This is a genomic window from Arthrobacter sp. (assembly GCF_030540645.1).
Classification (GTDB): Bacteria; Actinomycetota; Actinomycetes; order Actinomycetales; family Micrococcaceae; genus Specibacter.
The window spans coordinates 1-19,675 of record NZ_JAUNVV010000049.1; the positions used below are offsets into that span (position 1 = coordinate 1).

A 19,675-nucleotide genomic window follows, 5' to 3' on the forward strand; every position below is an offset into this window, starting at 1 on the left:
GAGTAAGTAGACGGAGTAGAGAAGGCGTAGAGAGAACGGGAAAAGTGAAATCGCAGGAAAATCCAGTGCCAGCACGGATGTAGTCAGCGACCAGCTTGCACATACTGGATGGCGAGGGATCCAACGGCCCTGCAACGGGCAGAGCCGCCAAGATTCCACGGAAGCCGCCATGACACCCACGTCGGAATTCCTTGCCGCAGCCCTTGCCGGATTGGGCACTGGACTGGTGTTGATCGTTGCCATTGGCGTGCAGAACGCCGTTGTGTTGCGTGAAGGAATTCGCGGCGAATACGTTGGCATGGTTGTTTTGGTGTGTTTGTTCAGCGACGTTGTTCTCATCTGGACCGGTGTTGCAGGGGTCGGCGAAATGGTACATGCAATGCCAGCGGCAGCCACTGTGGCAAAGGTCGGCGGTGCCGGATACCTGCTGACCTATGCGGCCCTGACAGCGAGGAGATCGTTGCGTGTGGGAACAGCCCTGCCATCCAACACCGGCGCAAACTCAACACGACGAATGGCACTGGCCGGGATCTTGGCTGCTACGTGGCTCAACCCGAACGTGTACTTGGACGTGCTGCTGCTTGGATCCCTGGCCAGCGTCCATGGCGAACTGCGCTGGGGCTTCGGGGTGGGGGCCATCAGCGCGAGCGCGCTGTGGTTCATCGCCCTGGGGTACGGGGCTGCTTTGCTGCGCCCCATCTTCACCCGCCCGCGGGCCTGGCAGGTCATGGACGCACTGACTGCGGTGGTCATGACGGCTCTGGGCATTGCGCTGGCCACACGGGCCTGACCCTCCCCTAACCAAACTGACCAAGTTGACTGTGCCGACCCGATTGGAGGGGCCCGTGTTGGAGGGGCCCGTACAGAGCAGATACCATCAAAGAGGCCCACAGCAACCCCCGTATGTTGCTTGGACATGGGGCCGCACAGGACAAATCAAGGAGTAAGACGTGCCAGTGGATTCACAAGTCACCATCAAGGTCGAGGGCAACGAGACCGCGGTGGCCACAGGCACCACTGGTGCGGAACTGTTCTTTGAACGCCGTGAGGTAGTTGTCATGCGCGTGGACGGGGTCTTGAAGGACCTTTCGGCCGTGCTCGAGGCCGGTGCCGCCGTCGAGCCCGTCACCATCGATTCCCCCGATGGACTGGACGTGCTGCGCCACTCCACCGCCCACGTCATGGCCCAGGCCGTGCAGCAACTGCGCCCAGACGCGAAGCTCGGCATTGGCCCGTACATCACGGACGGCTTCTACTTTGATTTCGACGTGGCTGAGCCGTTCACGCCCGAGGATCTGAAGACCCTTGAGAAGATGATGCTCAAGATCGTCAACCAGAACCAAAAGTTCGCCCGCCGCGTCGTTACCGAGGACCAGGCTCGCGAAGCCATGGCCAACGAACCCTACAAGCTGGAACTACTGGGCAAGGCATCCGAGGCAGACTCCGCCGGTGAAGGCGTCAACGTCGAGGTCGGTGCAGGGGAGATCACGATCTACGACAACGTGGACCGCAAATCCGGGGACCTTCTCTGGTGCGATCTGTGCCGCGGCCCGCACCTGCAAAACACGAAGCTGATCTCCAACGCCTTCGCCCTGACCCGCACCTCCGCCGCGTACTGGCTGGGCAACCAGAACAACCAGCAGCTGCAACGCATCTACGGCACGGCCTGGCCCACCAAGGATGCCTTGAAGGCCTACCAGGAGCGCATCGCAGAAGCCGAGCGCCGCGACCACCGCAAGCTCGGCGTGGAGCTTGACCTGTTCTCCTTCCCCGATGAGCTGGGTTCGGGCCTGCCCGTCTTTCACCCCAAGGGCGGCATCATCCGCAAGGAGATGGAAGACTACTCCCGCAAGCGGCACGTCGAGGCTGGCTACGAGTTCGTCTACACCCCGCACATCACCAAGGCCAACCTGTATGAGGTTTCCGGGCACCTTGACTGGTACAAGGACGGCATGTTCCCGCCCATGCATGTGGACGCGGAGCTCAATGAGGACGGCACGGTGCGCAAGCCCGGTCAGGACTACTACCTCAAGCCGATGAACTGCCCCATGCACAACTTGATCTTCCGTTCGCGCGGACGTTCCTACCGTGAATTGCCGCTGCGTCTCTTTGAATTCGGGTCCGTCTACCGCTACGAGAAGTCGGGTGTGGTCCACGGCCTCACCCGAGTTCGCGGCATGACACAGGACGATGCGCACATCTACTGCACCAAGGAGCAGATGAAGGATGAGCTCACCGAAACGCTGAACTTTGTGCTGTCGCTGCTCAAGGACTACGGCCTGGACGACTTCTACCTGGAGCTCTCCACGAAGGATCCGGAGAAGTTTGTCGGCGATGACGCCGTCTGGGAGGAAGCCACCCAAACTTTGGCCGAGGTGGCCCAGGCGTCGGGGCTGGAACTCGTTTCAGACCCGGGCGGAGCCGCGTTCTACGGCCCGAAGATCTCCGTGCAGGCCAAGGATGCGCTGGGACGCACCTGGCAGATGTCCACCATCCAGCTGGACTTCAACCTGCCCGAACGCTTCGAGCTTGAATACCAGGCAGCGGACGGCACCCGCCAGCGCCCCGTCATGATCCACCGCGCCCTGTTTGGTTCGGTGGAGCGTTTCATGGGCGTATTGACCGAGCACTACGCGGGCGCCTTCCCGGCATGGCTCTCACCGGTACAGGTGGTGGCCATCCCGGTGGCGGAGGCGTTCAATGACTACATGTTCGACGTCGTCGCCAAGCTGAAGCAGGCCGGCATCCGTGCCGAGGTGGATATTTCAAGCGACCGCTTCCCCAAGAAGATCCGCACGGCCAGCAAGGACAAGGTCCCGTTTGTGCTGATCGCCGGCGGGGACGACGCCGACGCGAACGCAGTGTCCTTCCGCTTCCGCGACGGCAGCCAGGACAACGGCGTGGCAGTCGATGACGCGGTGGCCCGCATTGTTGAGGCCGTTAGGAACCGCACGGCGTGAGTGAATTTGATGGGGCGCCCAAGCCTGTTGCAGTCGATGACTTTGAACTCCCGGGAGTTCCAGATGCCTTCCAACGACTCTGGACGCCCCATCGGCTGGCCTATGTCAAGGGTGGGCAGGAGCAATTCTCGGGCAAGCACAACTGCCCGTTTTGCGAAGCGCCCGGACGCAGTGACGAAGAATCCCTCATTGTCCGTCGCGGCGAGCTGGCCTACGTTGTCCTGAACCTATACCCGTACAACCCAGGCCATCTGCTGGTGTGTCCCTACCGGCACGTGCCCGACTACAGCGACTTGACGGTGGCTGAAACGGCCGAGTTCGCCGCGCTGTCCCAGCAGGCCATGCGTGTGTTGCGCCAGGTGGCGAACCCCTCCGGCTTCAACCTGGGCATGAACCAGGGCGTCACCGGCGGGGCAGGCATTGCCGCGCACCTGCACCAGCACATTGTGCCTCGATGGGGTGGGGACGGAAACTTCATGCCCATCATCGCCGGCACCAAAGCCATCACCCAAACACTGGGCGACGTCCGCGAACAGGTGTCCGCAGCGTGGGCAACCGCCAGTTCAGGGACGGCGGCGGGGGGCACGGCTGCAGGCACGACGGCGGCGCAAACTCCCGCAAAGGGGGAGCCCAATGCTTAACAAGTACGCCCGCGCGCTCTTTGCCGCCATTTTCACCCCCGTGGCCGCACTACTGGTACGGCTGAAGGTTTCACCGGACGCCGTCACGATCATCGGCACGCTCGGTGTGGCGGCAGGTGCCTTGATCGGCTACCCCCTCGGTCAGCTGTTTTGGGGCACGGTGGTCATCACCATCTTCGTCTTCTCCGACATCATCGACGGGCTCATGGCCCGGATGCTGGGGCGCTCCGGCAGGTGGGGGGCCTTTCTGGACTCCACCCTTGACCGGGTGGGTGACGGCGCCGTGTTCGCCGGAATTGTCGTATGGTTCTACACCGGCGGCAACAACCACTTCATTGCGGCCATGGCACTGACTTGCCTGGTGCTGGGCTCCATTGTCTCCTATGCCAAGGCCCGTGCCGAAGGTCTGGGCATGAGCGCAAACGTGGGTATTGCCGAGCGCTCCGACAGGCTTGTGGTGGTTCTGGTGGCGACCGGGCTGGTAGGCCTGGGCATCCCGGAAGCCGTGCTCGCCGTCGTACTTGTGCTGCTCGCAGTGGCCAGTCTGGTCACGGTGTTCCAGCGCATTGGCACAGTGCGCCGCCAAGCCCACGACTCCAACCTCACGCAGGGGCAGTAGAAGACGGGCAGTAACGCCTGTTTTTTGGCCGCTGCCACCCCGGAATAGAATGGCGATACCCGTGTGAGACATCACGTTTACGGGCTTAGAAAATATCGTTCCTTCCAGAGGGGTTTTTGTGTCTACACCCGATGTAACACCGGTAACCGGCAGCAGCCGCGTCAAGCGAGGCATGGCGGACATGCTCAAGGGCGGCGTCATCATGGACGTTGTCAACGTTGAACAGGCAAAGATTGCCGAAGACGCCGGCGCCGTGGCCGTCATGGCCTTGGAACGCGTTCCGGCCGACATCCGCGCCCAGGGCGGCGTCTCACGCGCCAGCGACCCGGACATGATCGACGCCATCATCGCCGCCGTATCCATCCCCGTCATGGCCAAGGCCCGCATTGGGCACTTCGTCGAAGCCCAGGTCCTTGAGTCCTTGGGTGTTGACTACGTGGACGAGTCCGAGGTCCTGACCCCGGCCGACTACGAGCACCACATCGACAAGTGGAACTTCAAGGTTCCCTTCGTCTGTGGCGCCACCAACTTGGGGGAGGCCCTGCGCCGTATCAACGAAGGTGCCGCCATGATCCGCTCCAAGGGTGAAGCGGGCACCGGGGATGTCTCCAACGCCACAGGTCACATGCGCAAGATCCGCACACAGATCGCCCAGCTGGCGGCCCTGCCCAAGGACGAGCTCTACGTTGCCGCCAAGGAACTGGCCGCCCCGTACGAGTTGGTCAAGGAAGTGGCCGCCTCCGGCAGGCTCCCCGTGGTGCTGTTCACGGCCGGCGGCATCGCCACCCCGGCCGACGCCGCCATGATGATGCAGCTTGGCGCCGACGGCGTGTTCGTCGGCTCCGGCATCTTCAAGTCCGGCAACCCCGCCCAGCGCGCGGCGGCCGTGGTGAAGGCCACCACGTTCTTCGACGACCCCAAGGTGATTGCGGACGTCTCGCGCGGTTTGGGCGAGGCCATGGTGGGCATCAACGTCGCAGACATCCCCGAACCGCACCGCCTGGCCGAGCGCGGCTGGTAGCAAGCAGTATGAAGTAAGCAGTATCGACAAACCGGCAGTAAGCCGGCAGTAATCGGTGGCGGCACCCGGGGCGCGTTTGAAAGCGTGCGCCGGGTGCCGCCGTCGTCCTACCGACGCTCCCGCACTTTTCGGCCTCCCCGCCCCGACGCTCCTGCACTTTTCGGCGTATTCCACCGAACGCTTCATCACTCTAGGATGCTGACCATGCCACAGGCTTTCACTGGCCTTCTCGCCTATCCCATCACCCCGCTAACTCACGACGGCGAGCTCAACTTGGGTGCCTTGGTGCGTCTCGTGCGTGACGCGGCTGGGGCAGGTGTGTCCGGGGTGACGGTACTTGCCACCTCAGGTGCAGGGGTGGTGTTTGATAGGGCGGAGCGCCGTGCCGTGACGGAGGCTGCCGTTGGAACTCTGCGGCAAACGGATGGGCCCGGTGCCACCAGGATTCCAGTGTATTCAGCCATCAGTGCCGCTTCCACCCGTGAAGTGGTACATCTGGCCAAGGATGCTGAGCAGGCAGGAGCCGCCGGACTTTTGCTGTCGTCGTTTTCATACCTGCCGTTGTCCGACGAGGAAGTTCGGGCACTTTCTGTTCAGGTGGCCGATGCCACCAACCTCCCGCTCTGTTTCTACAACAAACCGCTGCAGACGCAATATGACGTGACTGCCGGGACTTTAGCTGTCTTGGCGGAGACTGCCCATCTGGTGGCTGTGAAGGAATCCATGCGTCGCGACGATGTTGCTGGCAGAATTCAAAAATTGCGGGATTCCGTGGGCAGGGCATTCTCGATTGGACTCGGCGCAGACGTGCAATTGCTCTCGACGCTGCCGGAAGCTGACGCGTGGCATACGGGGTTGGCTACTTTGTTGCCTTTCGACTTTGTGCAGGTTTGGCGAGATGCCCAGTCCGGCAATCCTCAAGGTCCCAGCTTGGAACGCCTGAGGAGAATAGCCGGTGCGCTGGGCGCCGTACCCTCATCTATCGGTGTTCTGCACGCGTTGGCTGCAATTTTGGGAACGGGGACCGTGGGACCGGGGGTCCTTTCGCTCATGCCACGAAGAATGACATGGAAGCCCTGACTCGAAGCTTGGAACCTGTACCTGACCCGAGTGAAGTACGTACCGCGAACTAGTGCAGGTGCAGGAGCCTTGGTAAACAAAGCCCGGAAAGTGCAGGAGCGTCGGTAGTGGGGGGCCGGAAAGTGCAGGAGCGTCGGTAGGGGGCGGGGTTCTATTGCGTTGGGTGGAACCACCAGGTTTGGCCCTTGCCGATGAGTTCGAAACCGCGCTTCTTGTATAGCTGTTGACCGTCGGGGGTGGCATTGAGCAGCAGGTGTTCGGCCCCGGCGTTGAACGCGGCCTCGGAGAGCTGGTTGAGCATGGCCGTGCCCATGCCCTTGCGGCGATGTTCGGGAGCCACCACCATGTCAAAGATCCCGGCCAGGTGCTTGGTGCCCTGCTCCGGCGGCAAATACGCATAGCCGCGTCCAGCCCACTCCTGCTCGCTGGCCGAGGGTTCTCCATTCTGGGCTTGTCCATCCTGGGCCGTGCCCTCCGGACCCGCGCCCTCTTGGTCAGGGCTGCGTGCGGTGGCCAGCCAGACCTGATCGGGGACCACTGCTGTGACGCTGACGCGCTCGTCGTGGGCCTGGCTGGTACCGGCCACTGAATCCAGGTCGAGGGCACGCGTCATCCACCACGGCTGCCAGCCAAGTTCAAAGCCATACTGCGGCAGGATGCTTTTCCGGATGGCTGCACTCATCCAGATGCCCACGGCAGTAGCACCGCGGCGTTCGGCCTCCGCCAGGACGGGCTCCAGGCCCGTGGCATTGATGTCCGTGGGAAACATGCACAGCATTTCGCGTGTTTCCGGCAGCCAGACCCAGTCCATCTTGTGGGTGGAAAACGATCGCCCGCCTGTCGCCTCCGCCAGTGCCCTGAACCAGGCGTGCTGTGTGCGTTGGCAGTCGGCAAGGGTGACCATGATGATTCTTCCGTTTGTAAATGGGTTGACTGGATAACTATTGCTGAATATACGTGGAAAGTTGATTGCAGCTGGTTAAAGCCGTCAGGCGCGACACGGCCCCGTGAACGGGCGGGGGCCGAGATCGCGCCTGCGCAGGTAACTATTTTTGCTTGAAGACCAATGACATGGGGGTGGTTTCCGTGGTCTGCCCCTGCGGGTTGTCACGGAAGATATCCTCCAGCACCGACTTGGACAAGTCCGTGTCATGGCCCAGTGCCACGACACCGAGGTCGTTGGCGTCCATGATGGCGGTTCCGGCAAACGTCGCAGCGAACTCGGCCGGCACGTTTGCGCGGATCATGGCACTGAGCCGGGCCGCCACGCCGTCGGGGTCGATGGGTGCGTACTTTACCGAGTGGGTGGAGGTGCCCACCTGGTAGCCTGCAGCGCCGTCGATCGCGTTGATGTTGTGGCCCACCACCTCGTAAAACACGCCCGACTTACCCTGGAGCTTGCCGATGACCGAGCGCGCCGAGGCGTACATGATCTTGGGCAGGCCCACCTCGTCAATGGCCAGCTGCATGGACCAGGGACTGGCCAAGCCAATGCCGCCGGGGTTGCGGGTGACGAACTTGCTGAAGATGCGCGCGGAATTGGAGACCTTGATGTCCCAGACCGGGATTGAACGACCCTGGGTCATGGCCACGATCTTTTCCGACACGAACAGATACCACGGCGTGTCCGCCGTCGCTGCGCCGTGGTCCCCGCCCGCCGTCGGAAGTCCGTCAAAGTAGCGCTTGACGTACGTCATGACGGCCGGGTCGAAGTCAGTTTCCTTGTAGAAAACCTCTGTGCGCAGCGGGTAGCGGCGGAACGTGCCAGCGCCTGACGGCACGGTGATGTCCAGCGCCTTGTCCGCGTTGGGGATGTAGTCGCTCTTGCCCTCGATGCCAGCCAAGACCGCGGGCTCGTCGAAGAACTCGCGCAGCCACAGCTCGGTGTTGATCAGACGCCAGAACACCATGGTGGAGCCGGAGCTCTTGCCGCTGAGAAGTTCCTCAAAAGCGTAGATGACGGCGTCCTGGTTCCAGTACGGGCGGGCGCCAAAGGAGCTGGAAAGGAAGATCTCATAGATCTTTTCCTTCATGTGCCCGAACCACTCGGCCTCGGGGGTGGTGAAGCCGATCTTGTTGCGGCGGTTGCTGATCATTTCCGGCAGCAGTTCGCGGGTGGCATCCCGCAGGATGCGCTTGTTCCAGCCGCCCTTGATGATGGATTCGTCATCCAGGCTGAACAGGAACTTCACCACTTCCTTGTCGAGGAAGGGCACGCGTCCTTCCAGCGAGAAGCGCATGGTGTTCTTGTCCTCATAGCGCAGCACCGCTGGCAGGGACTTGTGGAACAGGTCGTCAATGAGGCGCAGCTTCAAGTTGTCCGGAATGTTGGAGAACTTCTCGGACTTGTACTTCGCCGTGAACTTCTTGTTCAACAGCTGGGATATGCCGATTTCCTTCTTCAGCGTGAGCTTGCCCTGGATCCGGAAACGCGCCAGACGGTACAGGATGTCGGAGCTGGAGAGCAGTTCCTTGGCCAGCTTGGAGTTCTGGCCGTTCTTCTTCAACTGGCGCAGGTACGCAAAGTAGTACGGGATGTAGCCGGCCATCATCTCATCGGCGCCCTGGCCGTCCAGCAGCACCGTCACGTGCTTGGAAGCCTCACGCATGACCTGGTACTGGGCGTACGGTCCGGAGGAGATGATGGGCTCCTCCATGGTGCGTACAAAATCTTCCAGGTCTTCCACAAATTCGCCCGGCTGCGGCAGGATCTTGTGGCTGATGACATTGCCTTCGCAACGGGCCAGCACAGCGTCGGCGTACTTTTCCTCATCGTTGATCGAGTTCGGGAAGATCGCCGAGAACGTCTGCTGCTTGGCGCCCAGGGAGTCCGTCGCGGCGGCATTCTCGGCCATGAGCTTGTTGATGGTAACCACGACGGCGGACGAGTCCAGTCCGCCCGACAGCGCCGTCCCCACCGGTACTTCAGACTGCAGACGCAGGCGGACGCCTTCGGTGAAACGCTCCCGGTATTCGTCAATGACGGCCTGGGAGTAGGGGGTTTCGATCTTGGCCAGCTCGGCCAGTTCTTCCTTGAACCGGGTGTAGCTGCTGATGGCCGCTGTCCCGGCCGGTCCGGCTTCGGAATCAACAGTGTTTAGGACAAGCTTTTCCCCAGGCATGAGCTTGTGCACGCCGGCAAAGAACGTGCTGGGTTCGTCGTCGTGGATTCTGAACTGCAGGTAGCGGAACAGAATGCGCTCGTTGATGCCCTTTTCAATCTTGTTGGCGGCCAGCAGCGGCTTGATTTCCGAGCCAAAGAGCAGTGTGGGAGCCTCGGGGGTGCCTGCCGTGGCGTAGTACAGCGGCTTGATGCCGAAGTGGTCGCGCGCCAGCACCAGTCGGTTGTTCTTGCGGTCGTGGATGGCCAGGCCAAACATGCCGTTGAACTTATCGAAAGCGGCGTCACCCCACTCTTCGTAGGACTGCAGCACCACCTCGGTGTCCGAGGCCGTGGTGAAGGAACGTCCCAATGCCTCAAGTTCGGCACGCAGGTCAAGGTAGTTGTACACCTCGCCGTTGTAAACCAGAACGGTCTCGCCGTCTGCGCTGAACATGGGCTCCTGGCCGTGGGCCACGTCAATGATGGAGAGGCGGCGGTGTGCCAGGCCTACGTTGCCATGCGAGTAGAGGCCCTCACCATCGGGGCCGCGGTGCACCATGCACGCATTCATCTGCTCCAATAGGGAGTCGTCTTCCCCATAACCGTAGTAACCGGCGATTCCGCACATACTGTAAGTTCCTCGTCTCTGTAGAACATCAGGCCAGCCGACTCTGTAGTGGGCAGTCCTGCCGACAATGCTACTTGCTTGTGGGGCCCTCGTGCCTCACCCCGCACGGCGCGTAAACGAAGTTATCAGTGTGAGATTGCGCCCAACTATGATTGAGCAGTGACTTTTGACTCCACTTCCCCTACTTCATCCGTTCCTCTCATTGGTGTGCTGGCGCTTCAAGGTGACGTCCGCGAACATGCCAGGGCGCTGGAAGAATGCGGTGCCCGTGTCATTGCCGTGCGGCGTCCCAGCGAACTTGCCAGCGTGGATGGCCTTGTCATCCCAGGTGGCGAGTCCACCACCATGGACAAGCTCAGCCGCATTTTCGGTATGCGCGAGCCGCTGATGGAACGCATCGCCGCCGGAATGCCCGTCTATGGCAGTTGCGCCGGCATGATCATGCTGGCAACGGAGATCGCCGACCCCGCCACGGACCAGGCCGGAAACCCGCAGCAAACGTTGGGCGGGCTGGATATTACCGTCCGTCGCAATGCCTTTGGCCGCCAAGTCGACTCCTTTGAAACGGAACTCGACTTTCACGGCCTGGCTCCGGCGGGCGAGCTGGAAACGCCGCTGCATGCAGTGTTCATCCGTGCCCCGTGGGTTGAACGTGTTGGCCCCGGCGTGGAGGTCCTCGCGTCGGTGAAACTGCCCGGAGCCGTGCAAAACGATAGGATTGATGCAGAGGTCCGTGCGGTAGCCGTTCGATCGCAGCATTTGCTGGCCACCTCCTTCCATCCGGAAGTGACTGGTGAGCGCCGCATCCACGAACTGTTTATTCGAATGATTAGAGGAGAAGCGTAACCATGTCAGGCCACTCCAAATGGGCAACCACCAAGCACAAGAAGGCGATTCTTGACAGCCGCCGCGCGAAGTCGTTTGCGAAGCTGATCAAGAACATCGAAGTTGCAGCTCGCGGCGGCGGCGCCGACCTGGCCGGCAACCCGGCACTTGAACTGGCTGTCACCAAGGCCAAGAAGACGTCAGTTCCGGCGGACAACATTGACCGCGCCATCAAGCGCGGTGCCGGACTGCTCGGCGAAGCAGTGGACTACCAGACCATCATGTACGAGGGCTACGGCCCGCAGGGCTCTGCCATCTTGATCGAGTGCCTCACAGACAACAAGAACCGTGCGGCCTCCGAAGTGCGCCTGGCTGTGGGCCGCAATGGTGGCAACATGGGGGATCCCGGCTCGGTGGCCTACATGTTCACCCGCAAGGGCATCGTCGGTCTGCCCAAGAACGGGCTCACCGAGGACGATCTCCTCATGGCTGTTCTGGACGCCGGCGCCGAAGAGGTCAAGGACGAGGGCGAGAGCTTCGAGATCATCTCCGAGCCGCAGGACCTGCCAGCCATCCGCGCAGCCCTGGCCGAGGCCGGCATCGAGTACGAGAGCGACGAGGCCGGCTTCGTGCCGTCCATGCACGTGGAGCTCGATGTGGACAACGCACGCAAGTTCATGAAGCTTTACGATGCGCTGGAAGACCTTGACGACGTCCAGAACATCTACTCCAATGCCGACATTGGTGCCGACGTCCTCGCAGCCCTCGAAGAGGACTAGACGTGAGAAGGACTAGTCACTGCGTGTCATAGGCGTTGACCCCGGCCTGACCCGGTGCGGCATCGGCGTGGTGGACGTGGCCCCCAACCGCACGGCCACCCTCGCAGGGGTCGGGGTGGTGGGCAGCTCGCATGAACTCACCCTTGACGCCCGGCTGCTGGTCATCGCGGAAGCGGTTGACCAGTGGCTGGATGCGTTTAAGCCGGACGTTTTGGCCATTGAACGTGTTTTTGCCCAAACGAACCTCAGCACTGTCATGGGTGTGGCGCAGGTATCCGGGGTTGTCATGGTGGCAGCGGCCCGGCGCGGCATTCCCGTCGCCATGCACACGCCCTCGGAGGTCAAAGCGGCCGTCACGGGCAACGGCCGCGCCGACAAGGCACTTGTGACGGCCATGGTCACCCGGCTTTTGCGGCTGGATGAGCCCCCGCGCCCGGCTGACGCCGCTGACGCCCTGGCCTTGGCTATTGCCCATGCGTGGCGCAGCGGGGCGGCCTTTTCAGCAGGCTCTGAAAGTTCGACGCCGGCTCAACAGTTGTGGCGTGCAGCCGAAACCAAGTCGAAGGTGACGAAGAACAAGGAAAAGCCCGGAAACGCGTGGCACTAGTTGCTAGTACGTATGTTCGATATACTGGTGGCAGTTTCCGCTATCCAGGGTGTTTGTCAGGAGCAGTTTTCAATGATCAGTTTTGTCCGTGGACCCGTGGCCCAGCTTTCGCTGGCCCAGGCCGTCATCGACGTCAACGGGGTGGGCATGCTTGTCCATGCCACGCCCAAGACGCTGGGCGGGCTGCGCATGGGGGAGGAGGCTGTTGTCACCACCACCATGATCGTGCGTGAAGACTCCATGACACTTTATGGTTTTTCCGATGTTGACGAGCGTGAGGTTTTTGAAATCCTGCTTAGTGTCAGCGGCATTGGCCCTCGCCTGGCACTTGCCATCCTGGCGCTGCTGGAACCGGAAACGATCCGCCGCGCGGTGGCGGATGGCGACGGCAAAACGTTCACCAAGGTCCCAGGCGTGGGCCCCAAGGTGGCAGGACGCATCGTGCTGGAACTCAAGGGCAAGCTGGTCCCTACCGGTGCTGCCGTCTCCGCAGCGCCGCAGCCCATTCCCATGGAGTGGAAGGAACAGGTCGTTGCCGCCATGACAAGCCTGGGCTGGAACGAAAGGGATGCACTGAAGAGCATCGACGCGGCTGTGGCTGCAGAGCCTGAACTGGCCGAAGCCGCCAACGTTCCTGCGATCCTGCGCGCCACGTTGCGCTGGCTGGGGCAGGACAACACGCGTCAAGGCAGCAGGGTTCACTAAGTCATGGCTGCCATGGATGACGCCGTGCCCCTTCTGCCCGGGCAAATCAGTTTGGGTGGCGGGACGGGGCCGGCACGCTCCGGAGCCGCAGATGTGGTTGCCCCCGCGGTGGAGCCTGAAGAGCGCGAGCTTGAAGCCGCCCTTCGGCCCAAGAACCTTGACGACTTTGTGGGTCAGGAAAGGGTGCGCAAACAGCTCTCACTGGTGCTGGCCGCGTCCAGGATTCGCGGCCGCTGCGCCGACCACGTGCTCATGTCCGGCCCGCCCGGGCTCGGCAAGACCACTCTGGCCATGATCATTGCGGCCGAAATGAACGCCCCGCTGCGCATCAGCTCAGGCCCCGCCATCCAGCATGCAGGAGACTTGGCAGCCATCCTGTCCTCACTTTCCGAAGGTGAAGTGCTGTTCCTGGATGAAATTCACCGCATGTCGCGCCCTGCCGAGGAAATGCTGTACATGGCCATGGAGGACTTCCGTGTGGACATCATTGTCGGGAAAGGTGCCGGCGCCACCGCCATTCCGCTTGAATTGCCGCCGTTCACCCTTGTTGGCGCCACCACCCGGGCGGGCCTCCTCCCTGGCCCGCTGAGGGACCGGTTCGGTTTCACCGGGCACCTTGAATTTTATTCAGTGGGAGAACTGGAACTAGTGCTACGTCGCTCCGCTGGCATGCTTGATCTAAAGCTGACCAGCGCGGGCTTCTCCGAAATAGCCGGCCGCTCCCGCGGTACGCCTCGCATCGCCAACCGGCTGCTGCGACGGGTGCGGGACTGGGCCCTGGTTCATGGGATCGAGTCAATCGACGCACGCACCGCTTCGGCCGCGCTGGATATGTATGAAGTGGACGCCAAGGGCCTTGACCGCCTTGACCGTTCGGTGCTGGAAGCGTTGGTGCACAAGTTCAACGGTGGGCCGGTGGGCTTGTCCACCCTCGCCATCGCCGTGGGGGAGGAAAGTGAAACAGTTGAAACTGTCGCGGAGCCCTTCCTTGTGCGTGAAGGACTGCTGGGTAGAACCCCTCGCGGCCGGATTGCGATGCCTGCAGCTTGGGAGCACTTGGGGCTGAAAATGCCGCGTAACGCCGTCGCAGCCGCCATGTTGCCCTTCGATGAGGATGACGATTCAGACAACTGAGCCCGCCATCTCGCGGTAGTTGGAGCCGAAGTGTGTATTTGTGCGCGATTCTGGGCGTTTTATCATCCGGCGTTCAGCTTTACCCTCTAGACTGGTATGACGCCCGGCACGTTCACCACATGCCAAGGCATCCAATACTACTTAAACGAATGGAACTCCAGCTGTGTCTTTCAGCAGTATTCTGGCCGCCGACGCCACGCCGCAGGCAGGCTTTTTGAGCCCCATGAACCTTCTTTTGTTCGCCATGTTCGCTGTGCTCATCTTCATGATGATCCGCAAGCAAAAGAAGACCAAGGCAGCGCAGGAGGAGCGACGTTCACAGTTGGCTCCGGGCGTGGAGATCATGACCAACTTTGGCCTTTTCGGCAAGGTTTTGGCCATCGATGAGGATGAAAACAAGATCCTCATGGAAATCTCCCCAGGCACCACTGCCACGGTCCACAAGCAGACGGTTGCCAAGGTCATCGAACCGACCGAGCTCGACGCCGTCGTTCCCGAGGATGCTTCCTCCCTCACGCTCGGTCTGGACAAGCCCGAGCCGTCAGCGGAAACCACTGAGGAAACGCTCCGCCGCCTGAACAACGAAAATAACAAAGACAACTAGCCTTATTCGGGTTGGCCGCTGCTGCGAACGTATTTACCGGGCGCAGCAGCGTAGCCATGTTCACAACACCCGTGACCAATAGAAGGATCCCTTGATGGCACGAACCGGCCCGACGTCCACAGCACGCAGAACGCTTCTGTGGCTTGCGGCGATCATTATTGCATGCACCTTGGCAGTTGCTGGCGGCGTCCTCGCCGGTGCCGCTTCATGGGCACCGAAATTGGGCCTTGACCTTGAAGGCGGCACTCAGATGATTCTGGCGCCCAAGGTTGAAGGCGCAGGCAGCATCACCGCAGAACAACTGGACCAGGCTGTGTCCATCATTCGCCAGCGAGTTGATGGATCAGGTGTTTCCGAAGCGCAGATTTCCACTGAGGGTGGGCGCAACGTCGTCGTCAGCATGCCTGGCAAGCCCACTGACGAAGAGCGCAACCTCATCAAGGCCTCGGCCAACATGAACTTCCGCCCCGTCATCGCCGCGACCCAAGGCCCCTCCGGTGCCGTTGCAGAAGCTGACCGCACTCCCGCCGACAAGCTGCCGGTGCCCACTGCCGCGCCACTGAACGCCAGCGACCCCAACTGGGTTGACGCTGCCGTTATGAAGAGCTTTGAGGCCACCAGTTGCATACCGCCGCTGACGGAGCGCCCCACCACCTCGGATCCCACCAAGCCGCTGATCAGCTGTGAACCTGATTCCGGAGTCAAGTACATCCTCGGGCCGGTGGAGATCCCCGGCAAGTGGATCAAGACCGCCAGCTACGGGTTGATGTCCGGTGCGCAGGGCGCGACGACCAACGTGTGGTCGGTTCAGCTGACACTGACAAAGCCCGAAGGCGCCCAGGCGTTTAAGGAAGTCACCCAGCGCTTGCACGCCAAGTACCTGGTGAATCCTGACGACCCGCAGGCTCGCTTCGCGATCGTGCTCGATGACAGTGTTATCTCGGCACCGGCCTCGTTGGCTGCCATCACCGACGGTCAGTCCTCCATCACTGGCAACTTCACTGAAGCCAGTGCAAAGGCGCTGGCGGACCAGCTGAAGTTTGGTTCGCTGCCGCTCAGCTTCGAGATTCAAAGCGAAATCCAGATCTCCGCAACCCTCGGGTTGCAGCAGCTGGAAATGGGTGTCATGGCCGGTTTGATTGGTCTTGGACTGGTGGTCATCTACTCGCTGTTCCAATACCGTGCGCTCGGCTTTGTCACGATCCTCTCCCTCATCATTGCCGGTCTCTTGACGTACCTGGCCATCATCTTGCTGGGTTGGGCAGAAAACTACAGGCTGTCTCTCGCAGGTGTGGCGGGCATCATTGTCTCAATTGGCCAGACTGCTGACTCGTTCATCGTGTACTTTGAACGAGTTAGAGATGAGTTGCGTGATGGTAGAGGACTGATTGCCGCAGTCGAGAACGGTTGGGGTCGTGCCAAACGCACCATCCTGGCCTCCAAGGCCGTCAACATTTTGGCGTCCCTGGTGCTTTACTTCGTTTCTGTGGGCAGCGTGAAGGGCTTTGCCTTCACCTTGGGCCTGACCGCCGTCGCTGACCTCATCGTGGTCTTCATGTTCACGCACCCGACCCTGCAACTGCTGGCAAGGACCAAATTCTTTGGTGAAGGCCACGCCTTCTCCGGCCTTGATCCGGTCCAGTTGGGCGCAGTTCCGTTGTACCGCGGTGCCGGCCGGTTCCGCACACCGGAAGAGACGTTGGAGGTGGCCAAGGGCAAGAACGCGAGGGCCGCAGGCGAAGCTGAACGCCGCCAGACTATTGCCGAACGCCGTCTTGCCGCCAAGGAACATCAAATGGTGGGCAGCGGCAACCGGAATGCGGACGCTGCAAAACCTGCCGCAAGTGACGACTCGAAAGAGAGTAAGTAATGAAGAGTTTCGCCACTTTTGGAAATGAACTTTACACGGGTGAACGCTCCTACGAGTTCGTTGGCAAGCGCAAGATCTGGTTCTCGATCGCGGGCATCGCCGTTCTCCTGTCCATCCTGATCCCGCTGCTCGGCGGCGGTTTCAACTTCGGTATTGAATTCCGCGGCGGTTCACAGTTCACCGTGTCCCAGGTGGCCCACACGGATGTTTCCATCGGGCAGGCTGCTGTGTCAGAAGCGGTGCCGGGGACGGTTGCCGTTGTCACCAACATTGCCGGAGACACCATGCAGGTGCAGACCGACAAGCTGACGGATGACCAAACCCTGGCGGTTAAAAACGCGCTGAAGACTGCGTACGGGGTAACGGAAGACCACATCACCTCCACCTTCGTAGGACCCACCTGGGGGCAGGACGTTTCCCGGCAGGCCATTATCGGCTTCATCGTGTTCGTGCTGCTGGCCACCGTCTTGATGGCCTTGTACTTCCGTACCTGGCGGATGTCGATCGCGGCGATAGTGGGCCTGCTTGTGGTGATGGTGGTGACTGCGGGAGTGTACGCAGCCTCCAACTTCGAGGTCACGCCGTCGGCCATTATCGGCTTCCTGACGATTCTGAGCTACTCCCTCTATGACACGGTGGTGGTGTTTGACAAGATCAGGGAGAACACTGCGGACATCGTCAAATCCACGCGGCGGACGTTCGCCGAAGAGGTGAACCTGGCCGTCAACCAGACTTTGGTGCGCTCCATCAACACCATGATGGTGGCCGTGCTGCCAGTGGGCTCGATCTTGTTCATCGGTGCCTTGTTGCTCGGTGCCGGTACGTTGCGCGACCTGTCACTGGCCTTGTTCATCGGCATTATTGTCAGTACATTCTCCACGGTCTTCGTTGCCGCGCCCATGTACTCCAAGCTGCGCGAGCACGAGCCTGAACTCGTCAAGCAGGCCAAGAAAGTCCAGCAACGGCGCGCCGCTGGCAGTGCTGCAACTGCGGAAGTCAGCTAGTAGTTCCGACCTTACGCAAGGGCGGATGAAGGGCCGGGTGGGGGTGCTATGCATTCCAACCCGGCTCTTTTGGTTTAAATTCGCTAGCATGCAGCTTAGACTGGATTCACGTCCTGCTGTGGTGGCAGGTGTATGGTGAGTGCCCAAGGGAGGTTGTGCGGTGAACGAGAAATCGCCCTTGCACGAGACATTGATGGATGATGGCAGCGATCCTGGAGGCGGCGAGGGCCACCCCCATTCAGATTCGCCACGTCCCACCTTCCCTGGCCGCCGGGAACGTACCCGCTCACGCCTGGCCCGCCTTACCGGCTGGTCCACGGAGAGTTATTCACCGATCCTGGAGCCGATGCTGCGCATTGTGCGTGCCAGAAACCCCAAGGAAGACTTTGACCTGATCCAGCGGGCCTTCTCCGTGGCCGAAAAGTATCACGAGGGGCAGAAGCGCAAGAGCGGGGATCCGTACATCACGCACCCCGTGGCTGTGGCCACCATCCTGGCTGAAATGGGCATGACGGGCAGCACTCTCGCTGCCGCGCTGTTGCATGACACCGTGGAGGACACCCCTTACACCTTGGACGAGCTTGAACGCGAGTTCGGCACTGAAATCATGCTGCTCGTGGACGGTGTCACGAAGCTGGACAAGGTGGAGTTTGGCGCGGCCGCCCAGGCTGAAACTGTCCGAAAAATGGTTATTGCCATGGCCAAGGACATTCGCGTCCTCGTCATCAAACTGGCCGACAGGCTCCACAACGCACGTACCTGGCGCTTCGTTTCAGCCGCATCCTCTGGAAAGAAGGCCAGAGAAACCCTCGACATCTTCGCACCATTGGCGCATCGCCTTGGCATGAACGCCATGAAGTGGGAGCTGGAAGAACTTTCCTTCGCTGCGCTTTACCCCAAGGTGTATGAAGAAATTGTGCGAATGGTCCAGGACCGTTCCCCCGAACGCGAGAAGCAGCTGAGCATCATTCGCCGCGAGATCGTCGAAGTGATGCGGGTCAACAAGCTCAAAGCAGATGTGACAGGGCGACCAAAGCACTACTACTCCATCTACCAGAAAATGGTGGTGCGCAACAAAGACTTCGATGACATCAACGACCTCATTGGGGTCCGCGTCATTGTCGACACAGTCGGGGACTGCTACGCGGCACTTGGACAGATCCATGCCCTGTGGAGCCCCCTCGTGGGTCGCTTCAAGGACTATATTGCGCTGCCCAAATTCAATATGTACCAGTCATTGCACACCACGGTTATAGGTCCGGGCGGCAAGCTGGTGGAGATTCAAATCCGCACGCTGGAGATGCACCAGAGAGCCGAATACGGTGTGGCTGCGCACTGGAAGTACAAGTCCGGGAACAAAACGCCCGTCACGGTCCAAGAGGACATGAACTGGCTGCGCACCTTGGTGGACTGGCAGCAGGAGACAAGTGACCCCAATGAGTTCCTGGAGTCCCTGCGCTATGAAATGAACTCCAAGGAAGTGTACGTCTACACGCCTAAGGGCAAGGTCATTGCCCTGCCGGAAGGCTCCACTCCGGTGGATTTTGCCTACTCCGTGCACACGGAAGTGGGCAACCGGACCATCGGGGCGCGAGTCAACGGCAAGTTGGTGCCGTTGAACAGCGTGCTGGCCCATGGCGACACCGTCGAAATTTTCACCAACAAGGCGGAAGGGGCCGGCCCCAGCCAGGACTGGCAGAACTTCGTCAAAAGCGCCCGGGCCAGGAACAAGATCCGGCAGTGGTTCACCAAGGAACGCCGCGACGAGTCCATCGAAAAGGGCAAGGACCTGCTGACGAAGGCTTTGCGTAAGCAGAATCTGCCACTGCAAAAGATGATGACTCATGACGCCTTGCTGGCCGTCGCCCAGCATTTCCACTACACCGACATTGCCGGACTTTACGCGGCAGTGGGGGATGGGCACACCTCCGCCCAGTCCGTGGTCGAGCGTCTGCGGGACCTGCTCGGTGTCAATGAAGGAATTGAAGCGGTGCCTGCGCCACCGCCCACCTCGCACCACCCCGCCAATCGTTCACGCATCTCCGACTCGGGCGTCATTGTTCATGGTGTGGATGACGTGCTGGTGAAGCTGGCC

General features: G+C 61.1%; 17 protein-coding genes. 15 read left to right on the top strand and 2 right to left on the bottom strand.

Going from position 1 to position 19,675, the window contains the following annotated elements:
• The first annotated feature begins 169 nt into the window (after positions 1-169).
• The 6 genes from Q4P21_RS10260 to Q4P21_RS10285 all read left to right on the top strand — a co-directional run bounded on the left by Q4P21_RS10260 (position 170) and on the right by Q4P21_RS10285 (position 6,321).
• Complete coding sequence (locus tag Q4P21_RS10260) at positions 170-790, top strand: LysE/ArgO family amino acid transporter (RefSeq protein WP_303388679.1); 621 nt, start codon at positions 170-172, stop codon at positions 788-790.
• Positions 791-950: 160 nt separating this feature from the next.
• Positions 951-2,960: a threonine--tRNA ligase gene (gene thrS, locus Q4P21_RS10265; protein ID WP_303388680.1), complete on the top strand. Its 2,010-nt coding sequence runs from the start codon at positions 951-953 to the stop codon at positions 2,958-2,960.
• Positions 2,957-3,601 (top strand): HIT domain-containing protein, encoded by a 645-nt coding sequence (locus tag Q4P21_RS10270; protein ID WP_303388681.1) that lies wholly within the window; start codon positions 2,957-2,959, stop codon positions 3,599-3,601. The genes thrS and Q4P21_RS10270 overlap by 4 nt, the downstream gene beginning before the upstream one ends.
• Positions 3,594-4,220: a phosphatidylinositol phosphate synthase gene (gene pgsA, locus Q4P21_RS10275; protein WP_303388682.1), complete on the top strand. Its 627-nt coding sequence runs from the start codon at positions 3,594-3,596 to the stop codon at positions 4,218-4,220. Before Q4P21_RS10270 ends, pgsA begins: the two co-directional genes overlap by 8 nt.
• Before the next feature lie 118 nt (positions 4,221-4,338).
• Entirely contained in the window at positions 4,339-5,241 is a 903-nt protein-coding gene (gene pdxS, locus Q4P21_RS10280; protein WP_303388683.1) for a pyridoxal 5'-phosphate synthase lyase subunit PdxS, read from the top strand.
• 204 nt (positions 5,242-5,445) lie between these two features.
• Complete coding sequence (locus Q4P21_RS10285) at positions 5,446-6,321, top strand: dihydrodipicolinate synthase family protein (protein ID WP_303388684.1); 876 nt, start codon at positions 5,446-5,448, stop codon at positions 6,319-6,321.
• Between the two features lie 151 nt (positions 6,322-6,472).
• Here the strand turns inward: Q4P21_RS10285 and Q4P21_RS10290 are convergent, their stop codons facing one another.
• Together Q4P21_RS10290 and asnB are read right to left on the bottom strand one after the other, a co-directional pair.
• Positions 6,473-7,225, bottom strand: a complete 753-nt coding sequence (locus Q4P21_RS10290; protein WP_303388685.1) for an N-acetyltransferase — start codon at positions 7,223-7,225, stop codon at positions 6,473-6,475.
• Between the two features lie 142 nt (positions 7,226-7,367).
• Positions 7,368-10,052, bottom strand: coding sequence for an asparagine synthase (glutamine-hydrolyzing) (gene asnB / locus Q4P21_RS10295; protein WP_303388686.1), 2,685 nt, complete (start codon positions 10,050-10,052; stop codon positions 7,368-7,370).
• 159 nt (positions 10,053-10,211) lie between these two features.
• Here asnB and pdxT point away from each other — a divergent pair, with 159 nt between their 5' ends.
• The 9 genes from pdxT to Q4P21_RS10340 all read left to right on the top strand — a co-directional run.
• Positions 10,212-10,898 (top strand): pyridoxal 5'-phosphate synthase glutaminase subunit PdxT, encoded by a 687-nt coding sequence (gene pdxT, locus Q4P21_RS10300; RefSeq protein WP_303388687.1) that lies wholly within the window; start codon positions 10,212-10,214, stop codon positions 10,896-10,898.
• A 2-nt stretch (positions 10,899-10,900) separates the two neighbouring features.
• Positions 10,901-11,656, top strand: a complete 756-nt coding sequence (locus Q4P21_RS10305) for a YebC/PmpR family DNA-binding transcriptional regulator (RefSeq protein WP_303388688.1) — start codon at positions 10,901-10,903, stop codon at positions 11,654-11,656.
• 19 nt (positions 11,657-11,675) lie between these two features.
• Entirely contained in the window at positions 11,676-12,263 is a 588-nt protein-coding gene (gene ruvC / locus Q4P21_RS10310; RefSeq protein WP_207344038.1) for a crossover junction endodeoxyribonuclease RuvC, read from the top strand.
• A gap of 72 nt (positions 12,264-12,335) precedes the next feature.
• Positions 12,336-12,968: a Holliday junction branch migration protein RuvA gene (ruvA, locus tag Q4P21_RS10315; protein ID WP_303388689.1), complete on the top strand. Its 633-nt coding sequence runs from the start codon at positions 12,336-12,338 to the stop codon at positions 12,966-12,968.
• Positions 12,969-12,971: 3 nt separating this feature from the next.
• Complete coding sequence (ruvB, locus tag Q4P21_RS10320) at positions 12,972-14,102, top strand: Holliday junction branch migration DNA helicase RuvB (RefSeq protein WP_303388690.1); 1,131 nt, start codon at positions 12,972-12,974, stop codon at positions 14,100-14,102.
• A gap of 163 nt (positions 14,103-14,265) precedes the next feature.
• The gene (gene yajC / locus Q4P21_RS10325) at positions 14,266-14,706 is read left to right on the top strand and encodes a preprotein translocase subunit YajC (protein WP_369598887.1); all 441 of its coding nucleotides are present in this window, start codon (positions 14,266-14,268) and stop codon (positions 14,704-14,706) included.
• Positions 14,707-14,800: 94 nt separating this feature from the next.
• Positions 14,801-16,576: a protein translocase subunit SecD gene (gene secD / locus Q4P21_RS10330; protein WP_303388691.1), complete on the top strand. Its 1,776-nt coding sequence runs from the start codon at positions 14,801-14,803 to the stop codon at positions 16,574-16,576.
• Positions 16,576-17,580 carry a protein translocase subunit SecF gene (gene secF, locus Q4P21_RS10335; RefSeq protein ID WP_303388692.1) on the top strand — a complete coding sequence of 335 codons (1,005 nt, stop codon included), beginning with the start codon at positions 16,576-16,578 and terminating at the stop codon, positions 17,578-17,580. Before secD ends, secF begins: the two co-directional genes overlap by 1 nt.
• A 193-nt stretch (positions 17,581-17,773) precedes the next feature.
• The coding region (locus Q4P21_RS10340) for a bifunctional (p)ppGpp synthetase/guanosine-3',5'-bis(diphosphate) 3'-pyrophosphohydrolase (RefSeq protein ID WP_303388700.1) at positions 17,774-19,675 on the top strand (1,902 nt) is incomplete at its 3' end.